Source organism: Nostoc sp. C052 (assembly GCF_013393905.1).
Classification (GTDB): Bacteria; Cyanobacteriota; Cyanobacteriia; order Cyanobacteriales; family Nostocaceae; genus Nostoc.
The window spans coordinates 2,579,799-2,603,478 of record NZ_CP040272.1; the positions used below are offsets into that span (position 1 = coordinate 2,579,799).

Sequence of the window (23,680 nt, forward strand, 5' to 3'; positions counted from 1 at the left end):
AAAGATTTGATTATTTTAATAACTGATTTATAGATTGAATTTGATTAGATAGCATACGGCTCAACTCTATAGCTTGATTAGAAAGTTGTGTATAAGTTGGTTGGTCTAGATAGCCCACTTCTAACGCTACTCTTAAAAGACTGCGAACTTCACCAGCAGACCCTTTAGCAATATTTAGAAAGTTTAAGTATTCTTTGCGAGAATATCGTTCAAATCCTTCTGCAATATTTGTAGGTATTGATACGGATGCACGTCTTAACTGATCTCTTAAACCAAAGTCTTTACTCAGTTCACCTTCCTTAGTCCTTAAATATATTTGCTTAACTAAGTCAATACCTTTGTGCCATACTTTTAAATCCTCAAAAGTTTCAATTTTTTCCTTTCCATTCCTTCCCTTCCCCCTTACCCTTTAACCAATTCAGCGATCGCGGACAGGAAGTTCTGTTCGGAATAGGGTTTGGTCAGGTAAGCTTTCGCCCCTAGAGCTAAAGCTAATTGGCGGTGCTTCTGTCCGCTACGAGTAGTCAGCATCACCACAGGAATCCCGGACAAACGCTCGTCTTGGCGATGGTGTTCTAAAAACTCAAATCCATTCATACGCGGCATTTCAATGTCACAAATCACTAGATCGACATCACTGTGTTGCACCAATTGAGCGATCGCCTCTCGACCATCGCCTGCTTGCAACACTTGATAATCGGCTTTCTGGAGCGTCTGCACCAAACTTTGTCTTTGTACAACCGAATCTTCCACGACTAACACCGTCAGTCGGTTAGGTTGAGCAACGGCTGTATTGACTTCTATTGGCTGTTGCTGCGGTTGCGTAGTTAGCTGGGATTGCTGCCCTTCTAGAGCAAGAACAGGCTCAGGCGCAGGCAATAGTTTAGTTGTAAGACTTGATGCCGGGGAAGTCGGCATCATATCTGTCTCCCAGGTTTGCCGAACTAACTCCAACGGATCAACGATTAGGGTAAGACTACCATTTCCCAACACGCTGTAGCCTTGGATGTAACTAGGTAAAGTCAGGACTCTGCCGAGGGATTTAATTACTAATTCCTGTTCGACTAAAATCTGATCGACTTGCAAACACAGGTATTGATGCTCTGTTTCCAATAGCAGCAGAGGTTCAACGGTGTTCCGTTGTTTGACTGGAAAAGGACTTAGGTTTAAATTGTGGTCTTGGGTGAATAAAGGATATTTGTAATCCAGCAAATTGGCAAGCGATCGGATGGGAACTAGTTGCAGACTCTGCCCTTCTCCCCACTGCCAGAATTTTTGGCTGCCTTGACCGTGTAAAGATTGCTGGACTTGAATCTGCTCTGGCTGCGGTAATAAAACCTGGCTAACTCCTTCAGACAGCAAGCCATAAGTAATCCCTTGAGATTGACAAACGAGCAGGCGTGCTGTTGTCAAGCTCAGGGGCAATTGCAGCATGAAGGTGGTTCCTTGCCCTGAAAGCGATCGCACCACAATCGAACCTTGTAAAGCTTGCAATTGAGTGCGAACAACATCTAAGCCGATACCACGACCAGATAACTCACCAATCTGCTTGGCGGTAGAAAAGCCTGGTTCAAATAATAACTCTGCCAGTTGGTCTTCTGAGGCGTAGGCGGCTTGTTCGGAAGTCAGCAGGTGTTTTTCTATAGCTCGCTGACGAATGGATTCCCAGTTAAAGCCTCGACCATCATCCCGTACCTCAATAGTAGTGCGGTTGCCTTGATGATAGGCTTTAATTGTAATTGTTCCGGTTTCTGGTTTACCCTGCTGGCGGCGGGTTTCTACCGGTTCAATGCCGTGATCGAAAGCATTACGAATCATGTGCAGCAAGGGATCGTACAACTGCTCAGAAATGGCTTTATCCACCAGTACCTTCGTACCGCCAAGCTTGAGTTCAACAGGCTTATGATAAGTTGCTACCATCTGTTGCAGCAGCCGGGGTAATCGATTCAATACTGTTCCCAGTGGAACCATTCTGGCTTGCAGCAAATCTTCCTGCGCTCCTGAAAGCAGTTGCTTGCGCTTTCCGAGGCTGAAGCGAGATTGCTGAACTAAGCCATTAACAGCCTCAATCCGTTCTCCTAATTGCACCATGTCTTCTGTAAGATTTTGCAGGAGAATGTGCAACTCGCTATAGTTATCCATTTCTAAGGCATCAAAATTGGATTGTGCCTCGGTAGTAGGAACTGAGCGTGGAGAGCCATGTATATGTCGTTGCTTGCGTTCAGGAAGCAGCAGATGTCGATCCGACCAAGTAAAAACTTTACTAAGTTGTTGTTGACAGTACAAAAACTGTAGTAGAGTGTCTTGAGCTGCTTTGTGGATGTGGTTAGATTGCAGGTTTTGTTGATTTTCGCTGATTAGCAATTCCCCAATTGTATGGCTGAGGCGATCGAGTTGTTCTATCGCGACTCGGATACTGGGAAGTGATGCCGATGATTGAGCCTGGAGGCTTGGAGGTGGTGGAGAGGCTGGCCGATCTGAGTCTGAGTATCGGCAGGATGTCTCTGGATCTCCAATCCAGATTGACTGTAAAATCCGATCTATGGCAGAGGGGACTACTACCGAATCCTGAGAAATAGGTGCAAGTACCTCCGGTGCTTTCGCTACGGAGTTATCAGTCCGCTTCGGGAAAAATGACCAAATTGATTCCGCTTCGCTGGCACTGAGGAGGGGGGATGGCTGATTCTCAGTTGTAGTCGTTTGTGTTGGTTGGGTAGCGATCGCAACTGGCTGCCCTTGCAGTTCTTGGACAGGAGTAGTTATTTCTGCCCATTCTCGCAATTGTGGAGATATCTCTCCTCCTTGAATGCGATCGCCTGCAAGTACTGCTGTTTGAGCTGCTTTAAAATTTTCTAAAGCCGCCTGAGCGATTTGCAATACTTTGTCTGGATGCGCTTTGAGCGCGTTTAGGGTCGCCTGGGCAATTTCTTCCAATCCAGATAAGCCATAAGATGCTGCTAGTTCGACAAAAAATTCGGCTTGAGAGTTGAGTGTTGTTTGAATTTGTTGCGGATTTTGGCTTTGGATGTCAGTTTCCAATTGTTGCAAATCCTGGAGTACACTCCCGGAAAAGATTGACTCTACGACATCAAAGCCAAGTTCTTCCGAACTGGGAAGCGGAGCCTCACGACCAAAAAAGTCGCCTAGTTTATGCTGAAGTTGGGCAAAGATTGAGGCAGTGCGATCGAGTATTTCTGCCTCATTGCAGGATAAGCCCATCAAGGCAGCACTCAATGGAGTTCGCAGGCACTCATAAGCATCTAGAAGCAAAGCACCTAATTCTGGATCGATTTCCAGTTCTGGAGCGTATAACGCTTGGAATACATCTTCCAAATGATGGGCAATTGTCTGAATAGTTTCTTGCCCAACACTGGCAGCACTCCCTTTGATAGTATGGGCGCTTCGCATCAAAGCATGAACTTTTTCTATTGTTTTTTCATCAAGTAGACCGATCAGATTCTGCTCAATGGTTTGCAATAACTCTGCCGCTTCCGCAAGAAAAGCCTGCTCTTGATTACTGGGATCGGGGTTCATAATACACGGTTCAGTTAAGGAGATTTATCTGTTAAGGCAGGGGAGGCAGGGGGAGAGAAAAAAGCTTAAGTGAACGGTATTGGTTCATAACAGTTTTTCGAGATTAGTCAACTTTGAACTGGCTAACGCTGGTTTCCAGTTGTTGTGAAGTCATCCGTAGTTCCTCAAAAGACTCGGAAATGTGGATGGCACTTTCTGAAGTCTTGCGGGCGATCGCCGAAACATCCATCATTGCCTCTGTCAACATCTGAGATTGCTGACTTTGATGGGAAACTGCTTGAGTAATTCCTTGTACTAGTCCACCAATTTCGTTGGTAGCTACCACAATCGCACTCAGGGAATGACGAGTCTCATCGATCAAGTTCGAGCCTTGGACAACTTGACTAATCCCTATTTCCATTGCTTCGGTAACTTCGTTAGTGCCAGCTTGAATTTCTTGCACGAGTCGCTCAATTTCTGTGGTAGCACTAGCCGACTGATAAGCCAGGGAACGTACTTCATCTGCAACCACCGCAAAGCCTTTGCCATACTCTCCAGCACGGGTAGCCTCGATCGCAGCATTGAGTGCCAGCAAATTAGTTTGAGTGGCAAAGTTTTCAATCAGACTTACTACTTTCGAGATTTTCTGAGAAGCTTCACCGAGGCGTTTAATCTTCTTCGCTGTTTCCGACACGGTTTCCCGAATCTCCAAAATGCCATCTACGGTTCTTTCCATTAGCGAATCACCAGCTTGGACGGTGTTATTAGCTCTTTGCACCGCCTGTCCGACTTTTTGAGCATCAGCAGCGACTATCTGGGTGGAAGTTACCATCATTTGTAATTGTTCCAGAGCGTTTTCCAGCCGTTCTGCTTGCTGTTGAGCTTGGTCAGATAGTTTTACTACTGAGGTAGTGTTATTGCTGGAATTTTCACTCACCTTGCCAGCAGCAATCTGCACTTGTCGCACTAAATCTCGCAAACTTTGAATCGTAGTGTTGTAACCATCGGCGATCGTCCCAATTTCATCTTCAGATAGGGGCGCTCGAACGGTCAGATCGCCTCTGAAGGATGGTTCCAAAGCCATGAGAACGCGGATAGCTCCTTGTTGGAGTTTTTCGCGGGCGGTGCGTTCGCGCTCTGCTGCTTCTGCTAGTTGCTGCTCTTGAGTACGCACCTGTGTTAGGTAATCTGAAAGATTGAGAGCAAGACCAATCTGGACGCTGGCTTGGTTGAGAACATCCTCCTCGGATTGCTCCCACTGGCGCGATGCGCTATTTTGATAAACTCCCATCAACCCCCAGAGCCGATTTTCTTGAAAAATCGGAGAAATCATATAGGCTTTAGTTCCCCACATCTCTAACAGTTGGATGTGACATTCGTCATGACCGACACTATATATATCGTCAACCCGCAAACTTTCTTTGCGGACATAACGCCCTCCTTGGTTGTACTGGAGATAAGTATCTCTAACTCTGGCAAGGCTAGTTCCTACCAACTTAGGCCAATCCCCAGTCACAGACTCAACTACAAATTCTCCAGACCAATCAGGCTCAAAACGGTAAACTCCAACTCGATCTACTTTCAGCAGTTGACGAAGTTCGTGGGTGGCAAACTGGACAAATTCCAGAACATTACTATGACTTTGAGCCATCTCTGTTAACCGACTTGGCAGGCGATAGGAAAATCGGGCGTTTGCTACTTCCCGTTCTGCCAGTTTGATCAGTTCCTCATTCTTGCTTAAGGTTTGTTGTAAGTATTGCGATTGCTGGACGGCAACCCCAAACTGTGTGCCGATTTTCGTTACCAAGTTGACTTCATTATCTTGCCATTGCCGCGGCCCGGTATTTTGGTAAGCTCCTAACAAACCCCACAGCTTGTTTCCGGCAATAATCGGGGTGATGATATAGGCTCTAATCTGGAATTGCTCGAGAATTTTCAAGTGGCACTGGGCATGACCAGCAGTGTGAATGTCGTTAATTACAAAGGTCTCGTTGTTGCGATAGCGTCCACCTTGGGTTTGTTGTAGGTGTTCGTCTTCCCATACAGTCCTGATATCTGGGCCAACTAAAGCCACCCATTCACGACTTACGGATTCGGCAATAAACTCCCCACCCCAATCTGGATTGAAGCGATACACTGCTAGACGATCGCATTCCAAATGCGATCGCAATTCTGGTAGGGCATTGCGGAAAATCGTATCTAGCTCTTGAACTTGGCGAATTTTTTCTGACAGCCGTGTCAATGCTCGTTGCCCTTCTGCGGCTCTGGCTAACTCTGCATTCTTCTTCTTGAGCTGTTCGATATACTTAACCTGTTGCAAGCCTATACCCATTTGCACTGCTACTTTTCGCAACAGTTGCACATCCTTGGATTTCCACTGCCGAGGGCCAGTATTTTGGTATGCTCCTAAAAAGCCCCAGAGTTTGTTTCCAATAAAGATCGGAGCGAGCGCGTAAGCCTTGGCCTGGATTTTTTCTAACATCTCTACGTAGCACTGAACGTGACCAGCAGTAGAGATATCATCGACAACAAAGGTTTCATGATTGCGATAGCGTCCGCCCTGAGTTTCTTGTAAGTGATCGTCCATCCAAATCGTTTTGATGTCGAAACCCCCTAAAGATAGCCATTGATCTTTTACGGATTCGGCAACAAATTCCACACTCCAGTCGGGATGAAAGCGAAATACTGCTAGGCGATCGCACTGTAATTGTTTGCGTAAACTTGGCAGCACATTCAGGAAAATTGTATCTGCCTCTTGAGCTTGGCGAATTTTTTCCACCATCCCTGTCAGTACCTGTTCCTCTTCTGCTGCCCGCGCCAACTCTGCATTCTTCGTTTTCAGTTCTTCAATGTACTCAACTTGCTGCACGCTTAACCCCAACTGAATGCCCAATTTGGCCAGCAATCGCACCTCGTCGGAATTCCACTGGCGCGGGCCGCTATTTTGGTAAGCTCCTAATAAACCCCAAAGTTTGTTTCCAGCAAAAATAGGGGCAATCGTGTAGGCTTTAGCCTGGAACTGCTCTAACAGGTCGATGTGGCACTGGGCATGACCAACAGTATAGATGTCATTGACGACAAAGGTTTCATTGTTGCGATAGCGCCCGCCTTGGGTTTGCTGTAGGTATTCGTCTTCCCACACAGTCTTGATATCGGGGCCAACCAAAGGCACCCAGTCACTTCCTACAGATTCAGCCATAAATTCACCACCCCAGTCAGAGTTGAAGCGATATATTGCCAGGCGATCGCATTTGAACATCTGCCGCAATTCTGCCAAGGTAGTGCGGTAGATGGTTTCTAGCTGTTGGGACTGACGCATTCTATCCGCCATTCGGGCGATCGCGTTTTCTACTTCAGCTACTTGTGTCATTTCTAGATTTTTTAACCGTAGCTGTTCGATATATTCAGCTTGCTGGAGGGCAATACTCAACGGTTCGCTAATCTGCAACAAAGCACCAATCTCTTCCTCAGCCCATTTCCGAACCTCAGAATTTTGATAGGCTGCTAACAAACCCCAAAGATTACCAGCGCGGAAGATGGGGACATTAATGTATGCTTTGGCTTGGAACTTCTCCAATGATTCTAAATAACAAGGTGAAAAACCAGCAGCAGAAATATCGTTGACTTTACGAAAGCGGGTTCCTTTGGCGTACATTCCACCCTGGGTTTCCTTCAGATAGGTATCGGCATCAGGTTTAACAGGGGAGCCATAGTCCTTAACATTGCAACGTTCTGAAGATATCAGACCTGTTTTTAAAATGCTGTCTTGTTCCTGCATCTCCAACAGTGACGACCAACCAGCAGCCACAGATTCAGCGATAACTTCTCCACTCCAGTCTGGATAAATTTGATAAATGACAACGCGATCGCATTTTAAAAATCGCCGCAACTCTTGGGTTGCAGTGCGGAAAAGGGTGCGAAGATCCGTTGCTTGCCCAATCTTTTCAATGATGCCGAAAACAGTACGTTCTCGTTCAACAAGTTTGGCTGACTCCTCAGAGCGGTGATAAAGCTGTTGCTGATATTGCACCTGTTGAATCGCAATACTAGAAAGAGTTGCAACCTGCACCATTAGGCGAACTTCACTATCTTTCCACTGACGAGGCTGAGAATTTTGATAGGCAGCCAGCAAGCCCCACAACTTTTCTCCCTGGAAGATGGCAACAATAATGTATCCTTTGGCTTGATAGGTTTCTAAAATTTTGATATAGCAGTCGGAAAAACCAGCGCTGTATATATCATTAGTGACTCGATAAATCTGTCCGCGATGGAAATTTTTGCCTTGGGTGTGCTGAATGTAGCTATCTACATTGGGCAATCGCCCTGTTGTCCCAACCAATCCGCCTTCGTCTGCAAGGTTCCTCACACTGCAATAGTTAACGTTATTGACAATTGCTGGATTGTTTCGCTGTTCTTCTAATAGAGAAACCCACTCAGCTCCAGCAGATTCGGCGATAAATTCCCCACTCCAATCTGGCTGGAAACGATAAATTGCGACGCGATCGCATTTTAGTGACTGTCTTACTTCTTGGGTGGCAACGCGAAAGATGGTATCCAAATCTTTGGACTGGAGAATTTTATTCGCTACACCGACCAGGATTTGGTCTTTTTCCACTTCTTGTTGCAACGTAGCCTGAATCACGGCAACTTGCAGTTGCGCTTCTAATTCCTGCTCGATCAATTTTAGTAACCGAATTTCAGCATTTTGCCACTGGCGAGCAGCAGCGCATTGCTGCACTACCAACAAACCCCAAACCTCATCTTTTACTAAGATCGGCAAACTCACACAAGCTCTTACCTGAAACCGATCCACGAGCTGCTTTTGGTAAGGGGACAAGCCAGCAGTGTAGGTATCCGCGATCGCGACTAATTTTTCTTGTTGATAAAGCTTGGCAGAACCTAACCCAAAAGTGACGGCGGGCAGTTTTTCCTTCAGCATTGGGGTAAAGCCATCCCTCATCGCCTCCGCAACAACTATCCCCAGCGTCGGATTCGTAAACTCATACAGCACCACGCGATCGGCTTGCAGGGCGCTTTGTACCTCCATGACAGCAGTAGCGAGCAAAGTATCTAGATCGGAAAATTGGCGGATTTTGCTAGCGATCGCCTGTACTTGCTCTACCTCTAATCCATCTCCTCCGTCTTGATATGGCAACACACTTAGCAGTTCTTTTAACTTGCGGATTCTCTCTCGCAATGGCCCTGTTTCCACCCAATCAGCTTGATCCAGTTCAGTTCGCAATTCTTCTAGAGCGGAGGTGATTTGCTGTTTTGCTGGTGCATCAACGGTATGCCCGTTATCGGTTTCCTTATAACCGTTGCTGGGATTTGAGTGAGGTTGGCTCGGTCTAAGATTGTGTTGCGCTACCATGATCTTTCTTGCTATGAAGGTTGTCGGAGTTAAGAAGTAGAATGCAGAGTAGACTTCTTGCAGAAGTCGGGAAAAGGGTAAGGGGGAAAGGGTAAAGGGATAAGAAAAACCCTTGCCCTTTTACCTTTACCCTTTCCCCCAAGAGTGCAAAACTATTTTTGCAAGAGGTCTAGTGTTAAAGAGGCTGAAGGGCTTGAATCACAACCTGGGTGTCAAGTAACATCAAAGGGCTACCTTGAGAATCCACAAAGTAACCTTGTAAGAATGAGCCTAGTCGGCTAGGTAACATCGATGTCGAAATTGCTAACCGCTCTTGAGGATCGTGAACTTCAATGGTATTGACTTGCTCCACCAACAGCCCGATGGTTTGATTCTGGACTTGAACAAGCATCGCCATGCCAGAATTACGCACACCTTCTCGCCGACACCAGTGTGTTGCTCCCAACAAAGCTGCTAAATCAAGAATCCAGATCGCTTCTCCCCGCCAATTCATTATGCCTAACAAGAATTCTGCTACCTGCGGTACTGGCAAAATCTCGGTGAGTGCAACCTGAATTACTCCCCGCAAATCAGCTAATGGGAGTAACCCATTTACCTTTCCATTCAACGGAAATCTTAAAAACCTCTGGTTGTTTCCTTGAGAAGAGTTTTCAAGTCGAAATTGACTATTAATGGGTAGCGAAGAAAAGCTATCATTGCCCTGTAACATTGCCCCAGTTTCCTTTAGCGAATAAATTTATTAACAGTCTGGAGCAAGGTATTTTCATCTACAGGTTTGACCAAATAGCCATCGGCACCACTCATATTGCCCCAAGTTCTATCAACATCTGTGTTTTTAGTTGAGCAAATCACTACCGGGATTCCTTTTGTTGTCGGATCGGCTTTCAACTTGCGGCAGAACTCAAATCCACTTTGGCCTGGCAAAATCAAATCTAGTAAGATCAAGTCAGGTTTTTGTTGTTTCAACCGCAGTTGAGCCTCTTCACCACTACGAACTTCATAAACTGAATATCCTCCTTGCTCTAGGTAACGTGTCATCTTTTCGGATTCTGTGAGGCTATCTTCAACTAAAAGAACTTTTTTCATTTTTTTCCTAACTATTTAATTCAGAATTTGAAAAATAATGGCGACAAATAAATTAACACCAAGCTAGATTTAGAAAGCAATTTCCCATCCACAATCGGTTTTGAAAATGGGTATAGGGGAGCCACTGGCATGACTGTCGCTTCAACCTAAACGGTTAAATACTTGTGAAGCATATTGAGTACTTTGTCTTGTTCTACAGGTTTACCTAAAAAGTCAGTTGCTCCTACTAATTTTGCTCGCATCCGATCTACTATTCCATCTTTCCCCGTTAAAATGACAACTGGCACATTTTTGAGACTTGGAGTTTTACGGATTTGAGAACAAATTTCATAGCCATTCACTTTTGGCATCAAAAGATCCAAAAAAATGAAGTCTGGCTTGCTTTTAATTAGGTTTAAAACTGCCGTCAAGGAATCTTGAATGCCAACAAAGCGATAACCTTGATGGGTGAGAATTTCCTCCAAACTGCGACAGATCATCGGACTATCATCCACACAGGCTACTAAAGGTCTTGAGACATCAATAATTGCTTTGCTAGCTGCTGGGGGGGCAACTTGTAAAATAGTCTTCTCTTCTGTCTTCAGTGAAGAATTGGAATTATTAACTGTACTAGACGGACTGACAATTTCTTTGCTAGTCGCTGGGAGAGCAACTTTGTTGAAATTGGGGGCAACTTGTATAACAGTGTCCTCTTCTGTCTTTAGTGAAGAATTGGAATTATTAACTGCACTGGACGGGTTGCCAGTTTCCTTACTAATCCCAACCTGCCTGAGTTTTGGGGTAGGTGAAAAAGCGATCGCTCCTGTTTTTACCAATGTCATCAATAACCGAGTCAAAGCTAAGACATCCCGACCGCTTTTTTGCCCTAGACCTCGTAAAGTTTTTGTGCCATCAACTAGAGCAATAATCTGTTTAGAGGATGCTTGTCCTTGGAGTAGCTCAATTTGTTGAATTATCGGAAATAAATTGGGCGAGTAGGTTGCCAGTCCTGCATCTCGCCATTCTTGCCAGGCTTGTGTAGCCCGTTTCAAAACTTCCTCTGTTGGTATTACAGCAAGGAGAACCCCAGGAACTTCACCAACAACGGTAGTATGTGACAACTGCCCTGCTGGATTGTTGCCATTTCTTTTGGTTTCAATGTACTGCATTATATCAAACAGGACTTCAGTGATTGAGCTTGCAATCAGGCTAACAAGTTGTTGTTGTTCGATTAATTTTTGTTCTCGCAACTTAGCAAGAATGGAATACTCGCGATAATTTTCTTGGGGAGAAACAAGCTGCTCCAACTGTGTCACATCCAGATTAGAACAGTACCGCAACAAGTGTCGTCGCCATCGCTCATCGGCATTAGAACCGCCAGCCTGCCAAATTAATCGTCCTAAACGAAAATATAGCGTCCAAGTCGGCCCATCTCTTGTTTCAAGATTTAGCCTGCCTGTAAATAATTTAGTTTGAAGTTGCTCGATCAATTGATTCACAATGGATCGCACCTCCTTATATATCTTGAGTTTTGCATTTACATTAGAATTGCTCAAACAATCCAGCTTACTAACTTTATCGTGCAATTGCCAATAGCACAGTTCAAAACCTTGATTGAGCTATCCCAGCTTTTTATATCCCTTTCCAATCTAGATATTTTTAAAGTTCAAAGCCGGAAATTTGAAGAAAGATTTAAGCTCTTTTTCTAATTATTAATAGGTTAACTAATTATTAATAGGTTAACTTTTTGCCATGTTACATTTATTGAGCAAATTGCTTGTATAAATGTGGTTGCAGTACAGACCTGAAAAAGATGGAAATGTTGAATACTACAAAGTATAGACTAGCTTTAATGCTTATCGATTTTGTACTCTGCTGCTTAAGGCGATAGACATAAGCGATCGCCCAACCGCTAGTCTGCAAATACAAAAAATGAGCTTGAATTAAGTTTGTCCAGAAATTGCTTGTTGCCGAATAAAGTATTGGCGATCGCGTTGTTCTAGTATGCCTTGCTTAATTAAGGAGCGCAGAATATCTATCGTTTGCACCCGGCTTAAGCCTATCACTTCTTCAATTTCTATCAGAGTAGCCCCTTCAGCTTGCTGAATGTATTGCTGCACTTGAGATTTAGCAGTATCCGCATTCAAGGCAGGCACTTTCTTAGTCATGGTATTGGCGGAAGGACGAAAACCAGCGGCTTTAATTGCAGAACGGGAGATTGAGCGTTTTGGAACTGTTACAACTAATTTCTCTTCTTTAGCAGGAGTTGGGGAAACTGCTTGTTCGTGACTGTAATTGTCCCAAACGCTGTTATGTAATATTGCCCGGAAATTTTGCAAGTTTTGGAATAATGCCTGAGCCTTTGCTGCCCGCTGTTGGCGGTATTCTTGCTGGCGTTGCCAGACATCTGTTTTTATTTGCAATATTTCCAATTGCCGCTCGACAATTTCTTGCTGAAATTGCTGCTGTTGTAACTTTCTGTTGTTGTGAAGGCTGGTAACAAAACTGCTCAATTCTTGATGAAGCACATCTGCAAGCAGATGAAGTTCTTGTTGAGTTAGCTGTTTCCACTGGTTAACTTTTTGACGGCGTTCAGCAGTTATTTGCAATCGCTGCGATCGCTCTTGTTCCCATAAATTCTTGAGAGCCATCAGATGATATCTCCTATTTTGTTAACTAGAAATATTAAAACAGAATTCAGAATTCAGAATCAATTTGGTGGGGGACTTAAACCCACTTATTCAGGCGATTGAGGACTCGCTCTAAGCGTTGGCGCTGCCTCTCTAAGAGTTGCTATGCCGTTGGCAAAGCCTCTCGTAGAGAAGGCTTTACGCTGCACTATCCACAAGTCATACAGAATACCCAACTGAATTCTGACTCCTGAATTCTTTCTTTTTAAATAGGAGCCACAAAGACTCCCTTTTTCTAAACTGGTGTTAAGCAGCAGATGGAACAGCAGCCTGAGATGTTAAACCAACTGCCTCGGCATATCTTAAGTAAGTTTCAACTGAAGCAATCACAATCCGAGCTTCTATTGATAGCAGTTCAATACCAACTAAAGAAACACGTACCCAAGCATCAACTACAATTCCTTTGTCCAAAATGCGGTCAATAACTTCAGCCAGACTTGAAGATGAGTTAACTTTTTCAACAGCCATTTTCTTTTACTCTCACAACTCTAATTCTTGATTTCATCCTGCTCTGATTAAGCAGTAGGTAAAACTTACACAATGTGTTTTATTCTTCCTGAGTTTAGTGTTCCCAAAAATATAAGATAAATATAAGAAAATCAAAAAATATTAAAAAGTTAACAATAATTTCTTTTAGACAAAAATTCAAGAAAAAATCATCTCATCTTGATTTTTTCTGGGAAAGTTATAAATATTATTTTTTATGAATTTATATGAGAGTGTTTCTGAGAAAATGATATGGTGGCAGGGGTTCGCTTAGTGCCAATTGCCAATGCGAGTATTGTACCTGCCAGAGGGAAAACAGCTGCGTACTGAGCGTTGAATCGTTACGCTGTGCCAAAAAGTGGATTTGCCGCACATCTGACTGTCGAGTTTCACAGATAACATTTGTATATGTTTTGAGAATTAACTGGCTCAAGAGTTCCCACTGTTCGCATTGTTGTGCTTGAAATGCTTGCTGTGTTTGGTAGCGTTGTTTTTTAGCTAATAAGTAGGCTTTTCCCCTGGCATCAATAGTGTCAGAATCGTCAAGTAAAGAACAGGGTGTCATTTTTAAAGTGTACTCAGCTTTGTCTGCTAGCTGAGTTAGGGCTTCTAGATATTGCTCTTGGTGCTTTTCTAGATGATTCAGCAGTTTTTCTTGCGAGGTAAAACCCCTTCCAAAGCGTAGCGGAAGAAGGGGAGTTTGTTGAAAAAGTTCTCGAATCACGCGATCGTGGTTTAATACAGCTTGAAGTAAACGCTCATCCGTTGCCTGTATTGCCTCCAGTGAGATTTCCGGCTCTATGATCGCGCCTAAACCAGAAGAGTAAACTAGTTCAATATTCCTTTCCATCCCTAAAGGTAGAACAAGCGGTGATGCGGTCGGGACTAGAAGAGCATAAACGTATATTGACATAAGTAAAACGGCGTAAATATTTGTAGCTGGGATGAGGCAGGAGGTCCTCTGCCCTCTATTGAGATTGATGCTGATTAGCAAGCATTTGATATGTAACTTGGAAATCATCATTTGTAATCTGAATCAAGCTGGAGTCAGTCAATCCTTGGGCGCGGTATCGACGAATTGCGCTTAAAGCAGCTTGATTGCTCAATAAAGCCAAGTCTGCTCCATTCCAACCCTCGGTAACTGTCGCCCAGGTTTCTAAATCGACATCAACCAGGGGACGATCTAGATTGTGAACTCCTAAAATCGCTAATCGGCTGGCTCGATCTGGTAGATCGATTTTTATTTGTAAGTCCAATCTTCCGGCTCTGAGCAAGGCAGGATCGATCGCTTCTGGACGATTGGTTGCTCCTACTAACAGTACTTTCGGGCATTCATGCAACCCATCTAATTCGGTGAGTAGTTGACCGACAACGCGATCGCTAACTCCAGAATCACCAGTGAATCTTCCCCGTGCTGGTGCTAGGGTATCAATTTCATCTATAAACACAACGCAAGGAGCTGCTTGCCGAGCTTTGCGAAAGAGTTCTCTGACTGCCTGTTCTGCGGCACCTACCCATCGACTGAGTAATTCCGGGCCATTCACAGCAATAAAGTTGGCTCTAGCTTGGGAAGCGATCGCTTTTGCAAGTAATGTTTTTCCGGTTCCCGGCGGCCCCCACAACAAAATCCCACGCGGAGGCTTGGCTTTGGTTTGCTCGTATAGTTCGGGATAAAGGAGTGCGCCTTCAACAGATTCTTGAAGTTTTTGTTTCACATCATCCAAACCACCAATGTCATCCCAACTTAGACTAGGTAATTCAATTGCTACATCCCTGAGAACTGAGGGTTTTATCTCCTTAATTGCTTCGAGAAAATCCTGCTGCATGATAGTCATGTTCTCAGGAATGGGACTGTTGAGCGAGGGAACTTGACGACGAAGGGCAATGTAGGCTGCTTTTTGGCAAAGAGCTTTGATATCCGCACCAACAAAACCGACAGCCAAATCGGCGATCGCTCCTAGATTAATTGAAGTCTCCAAGGGCATGGCACTTGTCAAAATCGTCAGAATTTCCAATCGTCCATTGCGATCGGGAACTCGAAACTGAACTTCGCGATCGAAGCGCCCCGGACGACGCAGCGCCGGATCGAGATAATCGGGACGATTTGTTGCCGCTAATACAATTACGCCCTCGGTTTTGGCAAACCCATCCATTAACCCAAGCAACTGCGCCACTAGTCTTTTTTCTACTTCACCTTCTACTTGGCTGCGATCTGGGGCAAGGCTATCAATTTCGTCAATAAATATCAGGCAGGGAGCAGAACGAGTTGCTTTCTCAAAAATACTTCGCAAACGAGCTTCTGCTTCCCCGTAATACTTGCTCATCACCTCTGGGCCATTGATGGCAATGTAGTTTAACTCTAACTCTTCTGCCAAAACACGGGCTGTTAAAGTTTTTCCCGTACCGGGCGGGCCAACGAGCAAAACCCCACGCGGAGGCTCTAACCCTAATTTCACCAATAAATCTGGACGTTTAAGTGGAATTTCAACTAACTCTCTGATTTCTTGGAGAACATCAGCCAAGCCGCCGACATCTTGCCAAGAAGTTTTTGAGTTCGTTCGAGCTGATGGGGGGGTGACATCAGCATCATCCATTGGTGTAGCTGCATCGGTGGAATTGGATCTGACTCGGCTGGAACTCCTTGTTCTTGGAATATTGCCTTGCCGGGGAATACTACTGAGATTATGAGAGCGAATTTGAATAGAAGTTTTTAACTCGCCTTTTTCTACTTTTTCTTCTAAAGCTTTGGCAATTTCTAATAGGTGTTCAAATCCTTTAAATATATCAGCCATTGATTTTACTTAAATAAAAGGTAGAGAAAAATTTAATTTATAAAAAATTCAGCAGTTTCAATTTTTATTGCTATTCATACCAACTCTCTATGAAATGCCCCTAAATATTTTTGAACATAGCGAATTAACTTGAGAAAATCTCTGCGTACCTTTGCGCTTACCTCCGCGTACCTTTGCGTTAAAAAAAAAACTATGATTTGGCACAGCATCAAAAAGAAACGGTATCAATAGGGAGAGGAATTCATTTAATTGGAACTGAACAAGTAAGTCGGTGAAAAAACCTAACCATGATTAAGAAGATAAACTAGAATAAAATCCTCTTCCCTCCTGCATCATCCCAACTACAAATATTTACGCCATTGTACTTAATCGAAGACGAGCAAAGTTATACGGGGCAGTGAAATTGTTGTAACGAATTCGCAAACGGTTTTCAAATTGACGATCGAGTGCTTCAACGTGTTCGCTAAATTGTGATTCTGTTTCCCAAGGAATTAGGTAGGCTGAATTGTAGATCATTGTGTCCATTTGGGGAGTATTTTCTACCACCTCGATCGCAATGGAGTTGAGCGTGCTTTGAAATATATCTATGATGCCTTGCTTGCGATCGCTCATTCCCTGTTCGATGGTTTGCCCTATTTGGATTACCCGCTCCATACTCAGGGGTTGACCTACTAGTTTATCCCTTTCGATTTTGAGATTTGGGTGTTCTTCTAAAAGTCCCTGAATTTCTGCTTCGGTATCCCAAAAAACTTTGACACTAACTTCTCGGCAACCCGATAACTTCGCAAGCAATTGCGTCAATTCTTCTTGATGAGGACGAATTAATTGCTGTGAAACCGTTTCCCAGCTGGAAACCAAAAGTCCAAATTGCACGGGCAGTAAATAGCGATCGCCTCCTTGCATGATCTCCTCAAGGACTTTCTCATGACTTAGCAGGTTACGACGGCTGGCCAAATAACGCTCTTGCTGTGCTTCCGAGTAGATGACTGCAAAATCATCCAAAATTTTAATTTGTACAGGTTGCCGATCTAAGCCCTCTAAATTTAAATTTTGTGGAGCAGGCAAGGTCAAAATTCCATAAATGTAAAAGCCATAACTCATAAGAATGTCTTACCAAAAAGAATTTAGATAAAAAAGTTACACCAAAATAGGATAGTAAGTATTGTTTGAAATTTTTGGAACACCTTCCTAGCAAAGGCTTTTAATCCAAAATCCAAAATCTAAAATCCAAAATTGGTATTACAGGGGTTTAGAGGTGAGTACTAATCTTAATTTGGCATGAACTAAGCTTAACTGAGCCAGTCCTAAGTCCAAATCACCTTCAACCACAACACCCGTATTTAATAGGCGATCAAGAAGTTCTAAAATAGAAGGTTGACTAGAGGTTTCACCGGGGTAATATCCTCCAGATTGGGGAAGTAAATTTCCCATTTCACCCAAGTTAATATTTAGATCGGCTGGGTCAACATCAAATATCTCGCAAAGCTTAACAACCTGTTGTTCAAGCTGTTGTAGGCTTTCGGAAGCTCGATCTAGCTCATGGTCGTTGAGAGTGCCAGCATCCATTCGCCGAATCACCTGAGCTTCCATGAGTTGGCGTATCAGCTCAACAACCGTCAGTAATAACGGTGCTAAACCGGAATCGGAACCTTTTGATTTGCTAATCGCCTGCATTCTGATGATTAATAGGATTGAGTGCTTTGAGCGATTGCAGTTCTGTTTCTAGACTGGCAAGACGCTCTTGAAGTTGTTGATTAGTTGCTAATAAGGTGCGAGTTTGACTATTAAGATAGGGGTCGCTCTCCCACCAGTTAATTCCAATCTCTTTGGCTTTATCAACAGAAGAAATCAACAAACGAATTCGGATGTTGAGCAGTTCTGTGGAGCCTACGGAAATAGAAATATCTCCTGCGATAACAATGCCTTTATCCAGAACCCGTTCTAGAATATCTGCCAAGGTAGAACCTTGAGTTGATGTGGTGATAGCTCCCCGATTAGTATTAGTACTCATTTGTTTATTAAATGGCCAGAATCAATAAGCAAGTGTCTGTGATATCTTCGGTGGCTCGGCATTGCTCTGCATTTGCACTAATACTCCCTGCTCTCTGAGAGACTTGAGTGCAGCGACAATTTGACTGCGATCGATCCCTAATTCTACTGCCAATTCAGAGAAACGCTTTCCTGGAGAATTACACAGGTAGTTGTAGACTTCATGTTCGTAAGGTACTCGTTGTTCCAATACAATCTGATTTGGACTGTTTGGTATTATCTCTGCTGGCTGAGATTGAGTATTTGTACTATAATGCAATTCACTTAAAACCTCTTCCAGTAGCCGAGTTGCTTCCATTAAAGGTTGATTAGTGCGAGAAAGCAGGATATCGGCACAAATATTTTGGAAGTAAGAATCTCCAAGATTGATGGAAATTTCGTGTTGGTGGCAGATTTTGGCAATCATCAGACAGGAACGCAATCCACCGCCATGTCCAGAGCTAGATCGACTCCAAAACGTCCGTACTAAGCGCACGATTTTTTCTGCTTTCTCAGAATCTATGCCTGTTTTATGAACTACAATTTCCTGCTGACTCAGTTCATCAGGTGTAGGCATATCGATGGTAATAACACGATCCATCAAAGCATCCTGAGTTGCATGAACTCCACAATACTCTTGAGGATTTGATGTTAAGATTGCCCGAAACTGAGGATGAACCCGGATATACTCGGCTCGATGTTGGTTTATTGGCAATACTAACAACCTCTCCTCAAGTACGGAGAGTAAAACGTTATTTACCTCCGGGTGCGATCGATTGAATTCGTCGTAAACCAGCGTAAATCCTTCTTTACAAGCTAAGGTTAATCGTGCGTCAACCCAATGTTGTCGGAGTTCATCCTCAACTTTGACAACACTGTGGATGAAGTTATCAACAACCTTTTTACGGGTATAACCTAATTGATTACCAATCAAGTCTGAGGTTTTAAACTCATCATCTCCAAATAAGAGGATGATCGGCTGGTTAAGCAAATCAGCTAGATGCATTGCCAGAGTAGTTTTTCCGACTCCGGCTGCACCACGTAAATGTATTGAAAAACCTGACTGTAGATAGGTCAAAGCACGTTGAGCGATGCGTTCAATAGCAGGTGTATTGACAAATCGCTGGGGAGATGCCTTTAATACTGTTGTCAAACTCTAAGTACCTCCTCAATAGTAATGTGTCATGCAAAAGTATTTTTTTTTACATTGCAAATATAAAATACAGATGTCAATCAGCCTTAACTGGACTCAAATCCAACGCATTTTGGCATCAACACAAGACTAGTAATGTTTAATATCTATGTCATCAGCATGATTACGGTCTTGAAAGGATACCTTTAATAAATCCACACAAGTGTAAAGCAATATGGTTCTGCGCTTCTTACTATTACCGATTACTGGCCCATTAATGGGGGTAACGTGGCTTGGGGAAAAAATTTTAGAACAAGCGAGTACTGAAATTGATGATAAAGAAAATCTCAGCAAGCAACTTCTTGCACTCCAACTTGCTTTTGATATGGGGGAAATTCCTGAAAAGGAGTTTGAAATTCAGGAAGAAGCTCTTTTATTAGCGATTCTGGAAGCAGAAGAGCAGGAACGCGATCGGACACAAGAGTATTGAAATTCTTTCCTAGCTTGTGTGATTTATTGCTGTTAACGTGCGCCTCCGTTGGAGACTCACGTTAATTTTAAAAATGCTGTTAGCTATTATACTTAAATAAATTATGCTTCTACTATACAAGTATTAATTTAATTGAAGCTTTACCCGATAATTGGGCAGATATTCAACCTGATACTGTATATCTTTCAATCAGTGGTCTGCTAGTTTCATTTGGCAGTGAACACATAAAGCTGGGATTAAAATATGATCGGAAGGGGAAACATTTAAAAGCCATTGAGAAAGGGCTTGTACCTAGTGTGTTGACTCTGTGCCTTTTTAGAGGGTAAAAATTCATTGATGGTATATTGCACTTCCCTGGTTTGGTAACAGAACATTAAACCCACATAACTATGACAAGGCTCGAATTAAAAAATCATCAAGTTTGGCAAGATTTAACTGAAATATTACAAAGTTTAGATGCTAATGTTCTTGTTCAAGAACATCTTGACCAGTGTGATTATAAAGTATGTGGCTATTGGGATGAACAAGATGAATATTATGAGAAAATTACGTTACCTCGTACCCTAGAAGCCGAATTAGTTAGCAGTTCAATAGGCGTTACTCACAAAGAACGTTTTTTACAACTAAAGTTTTTGCTCATAGCTGATGCTGTTGATAATACGAAAATTGCAAGTAGCAATGCTCAAAAACTTGGTGAATTGGTTCTTGTTTATGATGAAAATCTAGAATTTACTGATGAGAATTGGCTTTTAGATGTGGATTCTTCATTCCTTGTGAAGCGATCTGGCTAATTACGTTTTAGAAGGGGACTTTCGCCAAAAATATTCTTATTACGTGATGTACCTTCCTTAGTTTGTACTTAACTTTCATAAATAACAGTTGACTGTCCTGTGATGGTTGCTAAACGATTACTGATTGATGTAACAATTGCAAAAGCTATTTCTTCTGTTATGATACCCGACTCGAAAACAACATGAATGCCGTGCATTTCATAGGAAAATGAGACTTCACAGCCACAAACTTCAATATGGCAAACATCACGCCCCTCAATTATTTTTGATGGATAGTCAAGCGGTTGATATATTTCGCAACCAACATTTTCCGGGAAGATAAACCATCCATCAGGGTGTGGCTGGATATTAAATTCAAGCATATACTTACTATCTTTATTAATTATTGTAAATTTTTATATACTGATTCTTGATTTTCGACCTTTTAGCTTAATGTTGTCTTCCTCAATATTCCCGACATTAAAGAACGCAATAGCTGCATTAATGTTTTATATTAGTGTCGAAACAGGATAAACCGAACTACTCACAAGATAAGGCTGGAAAGCCACGTCCTTCTAGCCAACTATAATTATTAACTAAATTTGTAATAGCTTTCCGAATTGAGTCAGAGTTAAAATTGCGTACTACAATATCTGGCAAGATAGCTACTTGTTTATCTATGCAATCAAGATTGTTAATCTGCTTGTGGAGGTAATTTTCACTCCAGATATTAAGAGTAATCCGTGAACCATCAGGATAGCATATTATTGCATTACAGAACTCGTCATCTAAACTCTGCTTTTCCTTTGCATCATATTCATCAAGCCCAACCCATATCTCAAATTCCTTAATTGAAGCACTCATTTTACTTTTAAGTATCATTACAAAATCTGATTTAAGTCACGAATGAGCAAGGAAGTTGCGAAGAATAGGCAAGCTGAAATCTTAGTACTTAGTATTCCAATGTTAAGGTTTTGAACTTTGGTGTATTGTCCTCCAAACCAGTATTTGCTTTCTGATGTATCGTGTCCCCTTCAGGAATTGTTTGACTATTTAAAATAGCAAGACGTTGCTGAATCTGATGTCGGCGTGCTTCGAGTTTCTCTAGTTCCTCCTCTAAACGCTCTTTCTATAACATCATTTTGTAAGCATTTAAGTAAGCTGTTGCTTGAGAACGTTGAGGAGGCATGGTGCTAAGTTTGGCTTGAATTTATCTGCGGTTTGGAGTGCGATGCATAATAAATTTCTCTTTGGGTATGTCTAATTAGCCGTTAAAATAAACAGGCTGCGGCTGCTTGGATGCGTTCTAAAGGCTGAACTGAGCGAGGAAGTATTGGTAAGCGAACTATTGTCAAACCTGGAAAATTTGTCTCGCAGTCATTGCAATTAATGGTTGCTGTAGAATTAAAGCGGTTGAGAACAAGGTAATTCTGGCTCACACCTATTTCTTGCATAGATTTGAACAGGCGTTGTTGTTCGGCAAGTACACTAGTCTGGTTAAGTGTAACCCCAATGAACTCTGCTTGTTGTGGGTCTTTTAGCACTTTTTGGGCTTTGACTACGCGCTGTCGCAAAGTTCGTAAACGCCCCATAAACTCTGTACGACCAAGGACATTCTGATACTTGATCCAGAGTTTGAAAATCCAAGCTAGCCAGTCTGCTAATGCAGTTGGCATTTCTAGAAAACGTAGAAGATGACCTGTAGGAGCAGTGTCTAAAATAATTAAGTCTTCTTCTTGTTGCTCTAGCAATTCCATTACTGTTAACAGGGAAAGTATTTCATCAATCCCTGGTAAAGCTTGATCGACAATTTTGCGCCAAGCAACAGGAGCATAGGCCATTTCAATAACTTCGCTTGTTTGGGTTTCGCCACTCATCATTTGAGCTAGTTCCCATAGGTAATCGGCTCTGAATTGATCGAGAATGCGATCGCCATTCACTTCCTGACCTCGAAGATTGGCAGTTATTTGATATGGTTCGTGTCCTAAACTCAGACCAAAGGCATCACCCAAGGAGTGGGCTGGATCGATAGAAACCATGCGAATTTTGCGATCAGGATGTTGTTGAGCCATAGCCCAACCAATGGCAGCTGCTACTGTGGTCTTGCCTACTCCACCTTTACCGCCAATTAGTAACAGGCGGCGACCTTTGGTGAGAAAATCTCCAAAGCTAGGAGGAATTGTTTCAGGCCATTGAACTGGGAGTAGATCAATAGGAGATAACGGTTCCATCTGAGGAACATGGATTTGGTCGATCAGATGGCTGAGGGCTACAATCCCCAGAGGCTCTTCATCTTGCTGTGGCACAATAAACATCGGCTTTCCGTTAGCAAGAGCCGTATACTGGCTGATGAGCGGTTGTTGTTCTTGGTAACGATCTGGGTCAGTCGCACTGGCAAGGATTTGGTTAACAAACAATCCTCCGCAAGGAACCTGCATGGCTTGTAAGGCTTCTAGGAATCGTTTTGACTCCAACCAACTCATTGGTTCGGCGATCGCAACTAACAAACAAGCAGTATGGGTAGGATCTTGAAGCAGACGACGACCTTGCGATAGTTCAGCTTTCAGGGTATGCAAAAAGTCGTCAGCGCGATCGGGTGTATAACTTCCAGCAAAGGTCTTGCTAATATACCGATGCTTTTCTTGAAACAGTTCAAGAGAGTGGAGGAAAGTGTCTAAAAAGTCCATCAATCCAAACAAGTTGAGAGTATGACCGCTAGGAGCCATATCAACTACTACTCGATCTACTTGTTGCTCCTGAAAAAGGCGTTGGATTTCTAACAAGCCCATCAACTCGTCCAGTCCAGGCCAATTTAAATCCCAAACTGGCAGCAAGTCTGCTCCTTCAACAAAACTACCGCGCTCCACTAAAAGTTCTAACACCTGACCATAACGTTCTTTAAACTCTTGTAGCAAACGCTTTGCATCCAACGCCCTTACTAGTAGATTGGGTAGTTCCGCTATGGGGTGAGGAATGTCATCAACGCTAACTTGTAAGACATCTCCAAGAGAGTGAGCCGGATCGGTTGAGATTAAAAGAATTTGCTCATTGGCAAATTTCTGCGCCCAACGACATGCAAAGGTGCAGGAGATTGTCGTTTTTCCGACTCCACCTTTGCCGCTAAACATAGCAAGGTGTAGGTTATCAAAAAGTTCCATCCCATTTGTCATTTCTGGCGTTTTAGGATAAAGTTACTACATATTTTTGAAATTTACTTAAGTAATTCTGCTGAATAAAGCTATTTAAAACCTTAATCTTTCACGGATGGGATGAGATTTACAAAATTTATATCCTATAGGACGGCGACAGGGAAAGCTTTACAAGAGAATGTGTAATTAACTTT

Annotated in this window: 19 protein-coding genes; 2 read left to right on the plus strand and 17 right to left on the minus strand. The window is 43.0% G+C overall.

What is annotated here, in order from left to right:
- Positions 1 to 10 precede the first annotated feature (10 nt).
- The 14 genes from FD723_RS10200 to gvpN form a co-directional block, all read right to left on the minus strand.
- A complete protein-coding gene (locus tag FD723_RS10200; protein ID WP_179069100.1) occupies positions 11 to 373 on the minus strand; it encodes a four helix bundle protein in 363 nt (120 codons plus the stop codon).
- A gap of 29 nt (positions 374 to 402) precedes the next feature.
- On the minus strand, positions 403 to 3,534 hold the full coding sequence (locus tag FD723_RS10205; RefSeq protein WP_179065236.1) for a hybrid sensor histidine kinase/response regulator: 3,132 nt from the start codon (positions 3,532 to 3,534) through the stop codon (positions 403 to 405).
- Positions 3,535 to 3,637: 103 nt separating this feature from the next.
- Positions 3,638 to 8,884 carry a GAF domain-containing protein gene (locus tag FD723_RS10210; RefSeq protein WP_179065237.1) on the minus strand — a complete coding sequence of 1,749 codons (5,247 nt, stop codon included), beginning with the start codon at positions 8,882 to 8,884 and terminating at the stop codon, positions 3,638 to 3,640.
- Between the two features lie 175 nt (positions 8,885 to 9,059).
- Positions 9,060 to 9,593, minus strand: a complete 534-nt coding sequence (locus FD723_RS10215) for a chemotaxis protein CheW (protein WP_179065238.1) — start codon at positions 9,591 to 9,593, stop codon at positions 9,060 to 9,062.
- A 14-nt stretch (positions 9,594 to 9,607) separates the two neighbouring features.
- A complete protein-coding gene (locus FD723_RS10220; protein WP_069071669.1) occupies positions 9,608 to 9,970 on the minus strand; it encodes a response regulator transcription factor in 363 nt (120 codons plus the stop codon).
- Positions 9,971 to 10,116: 146 nt separating this feature from the next.
- Positions 10,117 to 11,448: a response regulator gene (locus FD723_RS10225; RefSeq protein WP_179065239.1), complete on the minus strand. Its 1,332-nt coding sequence runs from the start codon at positions 11,446 to 11,448 to the stop codon at positions 10,117 to 10,119.
- A 444-nt stretch (positions 11,449 to 11,892) separates the two neighbouring features.
- Positions 11,893 to 12,600, minus strand: a complete 708-nt coding sequence (locus FD723_RS10230) for a gas vesicle protein GvpC (RefSeq protein WP_179065240.1) — start codon at positions 12,598 to 12,600, stop codon at positions 11,893 to 11,895.
- 285 nt (positions 12,601 to 12,885) lie between these two features.
- Positions 12,886 to 13,107 carry a gas vesicle structural protein GvpA gene (gene gvpA / locus FD723_RS10235; RefSeq protein WP_163931998.1) on the minus strand — a complete coding sequence of 74 codons (222 nt, stop codon included), beginning with the start codon at positions 13,105 to 13,107 and terminating at the stop codon, positions 12,886 to 12,888.
- A gap of 241 nt (positions 13,108 to 13,348) precedes the next feature.
- Positions 13,349 to 14,038, minus strand: coding sequence for a GvpL/GvpF family gas vesicle protein (locus tag FD723_RS10240; RefSeq protein WP_179065241.1), 690 nt, complete (start codon positions 14,036 to 14,038; stop codon positions 13,349 to 13,351).
- 55 nt (positions 14,039 to 14,093) lie between these two features.
- A complete protein-coding gene (locus FD723_RS10245; RefSeq protein ID WP_179065242.1) occupies positions 14,094 to 15,917 on the minus strand; it encodes an AAA family ATPase in 1,824 nt (607 codons plus the stop codon).
- A 351-nt stretch (positions 15,918 to 16,268) separates the two neighbouring features.
- Positions 16,269 to 17,018, minus strand: coding sequence for a GvpL/GvpF family gas vesicle protein (locus FD723_RS10250; RefSeq protein WP_179065243.1), 750 nt, complete (start codon positions 17,016 to 17,018; stop codon positions 16,269 to 16,271).
- Positions 17,019 to 17,156: 138 nt separating this feature from the next.
- The gene (locus FD723_RS10255; RefSeq protein ID WP_179065244.1) at positions 17,157 to 17,591 is read right to left on the minus strand and encodes a gas vesicle protein K; all 435 of its coding nucleotides are present in this window, start codon (positions 17,589 to 17,591) and stop codon (positions 17,157 to 17,159) included.
- On the minus strand, positions 17,578 to 17,928 hold the full coding sequence (locus tag FD723_RS10260; RefSeq protein WP_012408759.1) for a gas vesicle protein: 351 nt from the start codon (positions 17,926 to 17,928) through the stop codon (positions 17,578 to 17,580). The genes FD723_RS10255 and FD723_RS10260 overlap by 14 nt, the downstream gene beginning before the upstream one ends.
- A gap of 21 nt (positions 17,929 to 17,949) precedes the next feature.
- On the minus strand, positions 17,950 to 19,098 hold the full coding sequence (gene gvpN / locus FD723_RS10265) for a gas vesicle protein GvpN (protein WP_179065245.1): 1,149 nt from the start codon (positions 19,096 to 19,098) through the stop codon (positions 17,950 to 17,952).
- A 214-nt stretch (positions 19,099 to 19,312) separates the two neighbouring features.
- Between gvpN and FD723_RS10270 the strand changes: the two genes are divergently transcribed.
- Both FD723_RS10270 and FD723_RS10275 read left to right on the plus strand, forming a co-directional pair.
- Positions 19,313 to 19,567: a gas vesicle protein GvpG gene (locus tag FD723_RS10270; protein ID WP_179065246.1), complete on the plus strand. Its 255-nt coding sequence runs from the start codon at positions 19,313 to 19,315 to the stop codon at positions 19,565 to 19,567.
- Between the two features lie 389 nt (positions 19,568 to 19,956).
- A complete protein-coding gene (locus tag FD723_RS10275) occupies positions 19,957 to 20,358 on the plus strand; it encodes a hypothetical protein (protein WP_179065247.1) in 402 nt (133 codons plus the stop codon).
- Between the two features lie 68 nt (positions 20,359 to 20,426).
- Here FD723_RS10275 and FD723_RS10280 read toward each other — a convergent pair whose 3' ends face one another.
- The 3 genes from FD723_RS10280 to FD723_RS10290 form a co-directional block, all read right to left on the minus strand.
- A complete protein-coding gene (locus FD723_RS10280) occupies positions 20,427 to 20,720 on the minus strand; it encodes a hypothetical protein (RefSeq protein ID WP_179065248.1) in 294 nt (97 codons plus the stop codon).
- A gap of 157 nt (positions 20,721 to 20,877) precedes the next feature.
- Positions 20,878 to 21,201, minus strand: a complete 324-nt coding sequence (locus FD723_RS10285) for a hypothetical protein (RefSeq protein WP_179065249.1) — start codon at positions 21,199 to 21,201, stop codon at positions 20,878 to 20,880.
- 407 nt (positions 21,202 to 21,608) lie between these two features.
- Complete coding sequence (locus FD723_RS10290) at positions 21,609 to 23,507, minus strand: ArsA family ATPase (protein WP_256875130.1); 1,899 nt, start codon at positions 23,505 to 23,507, stop codon at positions 21,609 to 21,611.
- Positions 23,508 to 23,680: the final 173 nt, after the last annotated feature.

What these genes read in the sequence shown, in the direction of transcription:
- FD723_RS10205 (WP_179065236.1), bottom strand. Translation starts at nt 3,534, where the DNA reads ATGAACCCCGATCCCAGTAATCAAGAGCAGGCTTTTCTTGCGGAAGCG.
- FD723_RS10210 (WP_179065237.1), bottom strand. Translation starts at nt 8,884, where the DNA reads ATGGTAGCGCAACACAATCTTAGACCGAGCCAACCTCACTCAAATCCC.
- FD723_RS10215 (WP_179065238.1), bottom strand. Translation starts at nt 9,593, where the DNA reads ATGTTACAGGGCAATGATAGCTTTTCTTCGCTACCCATTAATAGTCAA.
- FD723_RS10220 (WP_069071669.1), bottom strand. Translation starts at nt 9,970, where the DNA reads ATGAAAAAAGTTCTTTTAGTTGAAGATAGCCTCACAGAATCCGAAAAG.
- FD723_RS10230 (WP_179065240.1), bottom strand. Translation starts at nt 12,600, where the DNA reads ATGGCTCTCAAGAATTTATGGGAACAAGAGCGATCGCAGCGATTGCAA.
- gvpA (WP_163931998.1), bottom strand. Translation starts at nt 13,107, where the DNA reads ATGGCTGTTGAAAAAGTTAACTCATCTTCAAGTCTGGCTGAAGTTATT.
- FD723_RS10240 (WP_179065241.1), bottom strand. Translation starts at nt 14,038, where the DNA reads ATGTCAATATACGTTTATGCTCTTCTAGTCCCGACCGCATCACCGCTT.
- FD723_RS10245 (WP_179065242.1), bottom strand. Translation starts at nt 15,917, where the DNA reads ATGGCTGATATATTTAAAGGATTTGAACACCTATTAGAAATTGCCAAA.
- FD723_RS10250 (WP_179065243.1), bottom strand. Translation starts at nt 17,018, where the DNA reads ATGAGTTATGGCTTTTACATTTATGGAATTTTGACCTTGCCTGCTCCA.
- FD723_RS10255 (WP_179065244.1), bottom strand. Translation starts at nt 17,591, where the DNA reads ATGCAGGCGATTAGCAAATCAAAAGGTTCCGATTCCGGTTTAGCACCG.
- FD723_RS10260 (WP_012408759.1), bottom strand. Translation starts at nt 17,928, where the DNA reads ATGAGTACTAATACTAATCGGGGAGCTATCACCACATCAACTCAAGGT.
- FD723_RS10270 (WP_179065246.1), top strand. Translation starts at nt 19,313, where the DNA reads ATGGTTCTGCGCTTCTTACTATTACCGATTACTGGCCCATTAATGGGG.
- FD723_RS10275 (WP_179065247.1), top strand. Translation starts at nt 19,957, where the DNA reads ATGACAAGGCTCGAATTAAAAAATCATCAAGTTTGGCAAGATTTAACT.
- FD723_RS10280 (WP_179065248.1), bottom strand. Translation starts at nt 20,720, where the DNA reads ATGCTTGAATTTAATATCCAGCCACACCCTGATGGATGGTTTATCTTC.
- FD723_RS10285 (WP_179065249.1), bottom strand. Translation starts at nt 21,201, where the DNA reads ATGAGTGCTTCAATTAAGGAATTTGAGATATGGGTTGGGCTTGATGAA.
- FD723_RS10290 (WP_256875130.1), bottom strand. Translation starts at nt 23,507, where the DNA reads ATGACAAATGGGATGGAACTTTTTGATAACCTACACCTTGCTATGTTT.